At 50.2% G+C, this 2,206-nt stretch carries 3 protein-coding genes; all 3 read right to left on the bottom strand.

Annotated features, from left to right (window positions below):
• A partial coding sequence (locus VN105_RS10750; protein WP_325640674.1) for a VIT1/CCC1 transporter family protein occupies positions 1-633 on the bottom strand: 633 nt, incomplete at its 3' end.
• A gap of 11 nt (positions 634-644) precedes the next feature.
• On the bottom strand, positions 645-1,883 hold the full coding sequence (rocD, locus tag VN105_RS10745) for an ornithine--oxo-acid transaminase (RefSeq protein ID WP_325640672.1): 1,239 nt from the start codon (positions 1,881-1,883) through the stop codon (positions 645-647).
• A gap of 63 nt (positions 1,884-1,946) precedes the next feature.
• A partial coding sequence (locus VN105_RS10740) for an acyl-CoA-binding protein (protein WP_325640670.1) occupies positions 1,947-2,206 on the bottom strand: 260 nt, incomplete at its 5' end.

Here is a 2,206-nt window from a genome sequence, read left to right as displayed (position 1 = left end):
TTTATGTAAGATCCAGGCCCCCGCAAGGATCCCCGCGCCAATCAGCCAGTAGCGGATCACTACCGGGAGCGGACGTTGCGCTGTTACTTTTGCTTTAATAAAACTGAATACGGTAAGGCCCAGGAAAACCAGCATGATACTGGTTTGCGAGGCAGCGGTGAAATTTTCATTGGCGAGATAAGGACCCAGTGAAAGGGCGCCGCCAAGCAAAAAGAAAAAGCCCGTCATCAGTGCGCTCTTTACAGCACGGGAACGGTTAAACGTAGTTTCCTTTACCTTTTCCTGTTCCAGCATCAGCTCCCACGACTGTGCATCCTTTTCCATTTCCTGTTCTATATGCGCAATAGTGCGTGCATTGATATCGAGGCGTTGCAGCCTGCTCCGTTCCTGGTCCGACAGCAGGTAGCTGTCGTGCTGCAGATCCCCTTTATTGGCCTGGAATGCACTGATCATTACCAGCACGGCCCCGATGATCCATACACACAAATGGATGGTATAAAATGTTTGAACTTCTATGGGAAATACCTGTATCACCTGCGTGGCGAAGAACAGCAGGAAAAGCCCGTCGGGAAACCCGATTAAGAAGTCTGTTTTCCAGCCGGAACTCCGGATGGCTTTATGGGATGTAGTCATACAAAGGTTCACTAGCTGAAAGCCTGTTCCAGGCTTTTCCTGATGATCTGCACGCAATCGTTTACCTGCCCGGCGTTGATGGACAGGGGCGGTGCAAACCGTATTTTATCTCCGTGTGTTGGCTTGGCCAGCAGGCCGTTTTCTTTTAAAGTAAGGCAAAGATCCCAGGCAGCTTCCGGGTCTTTATGCGTAATAACGATGGCGTTCAGCAATCCTTTACCACGGATAGTGGTAATGTAAGGGGAGTGCAGTTCCTTCAAACCGTTGCGGAGCAGCTGACCCATGGCGGCGGCGTTTTCGGCCATCTTCTCGTCTTTCAGCACCTGCAGGGAGGTGATGGCCACTTTGCAGGCCAGCGGGTTGCCGCCGTAGGTAGAACCATGTTCACCCGGCTTGATAGTAAGCATCACTTCATCGTCGGCCAGTACGGCGCTTACCGGTAAGGTGCCGCCGGATAAGGCTTTTCCGAGTATCAGGATGTCGGGGCGCACATTTTCATGATCACATGCCAGCATTTTGCCGGTGCGTGCCAGCCCGGTTTGTATCTCATCTGCAATGAACAATACATTGGCATCCTGGCAGTATTGCCGTGCTTTGGAAAGATACCCTTCATCAGGTACCATTACACCCGCTTCGCCCTGTATGGGTTCGACCAGGAAGCCGGCTACGTTTTTATCCTGTAAAGCCTGTTCCAGCGCGGCTAAGCTGTTGTAAGGAATGATCTCATACCCCGGCGTGAAAGGGCCGAAGTTATCACGTGCAGCAGGATCCGTACTAAAGGAAATGATATTCAGCGTACGTCCGTGAAAGTTATTGGCGCACACAATGATCTTTGCTTTGTCTTTCGGAACGCCTTTCACTATATACGCCCAGTGCCGGCATAGCTTCAGCGCTGTTTCCACCGCTTCCACACCTGTATTCATCGGCAATACTTTATCATAGCCGAAATAACCGGTGATATACTGTGCGTATTCCCCCAGCAGGTCGTTGTGGAATGCACGGGAGGTAAGTGTAAGTTTCTTCGCCTGCTCAATGAGCGTGGCAATAATTTTAGGGTGACAATGCCCCTGGTTAACGGCAGAATAGCCGGACAGAAAATCATAATAACGTTTGCCATCCACATCCCATAAAAATACACCTTCGCCACGGTCCAGTACAACCGGCAGGGGGTGATAATTATGGGCACCATACTGTTCTTCCAGCGCCAGGTAATGTTGTGACTTTTCGCTTATCGTGTATGAAGGTATCATAACTCAAAAGTAAGGAAAAAGATGCAAGAAGCTGTTAGCCATCAGCTAACAGCTTCCGGCTGATTATTCCCCTTTCAGTTTCTTTACAAGATCCACATACTCCTGCATGGCCGCTTCCTTCGTTTTCCCCTTCAGCTCCGCCCACGCCTCATGCTTGGCCTTGGCCACAAAATCGAACGGGTTGGACGGCCCGTCGTTATCCACATCGCCGGTAGTACCTTGTTTATACAAAGCATATAACTGCAGCAGGATTTCATTGGAAGGTTTCTCCGGCAACGTTTTACTGGCTGCCACTGCTTCTTCAAACTGATTTGTTAGTTCCA

This window comes from Chitinophaga sp., assembly GCF_035564935.1.
Lineage (GTDB): Bacteria > Bacteroidota > Bacteroidia > Chitinophagales > Chitinophagaceae > Chitinophaga.
Note: the sequence above shows the minus strand (reverse complement) of the source record. Positions and strands in the feature narration are given on the sequence as shown.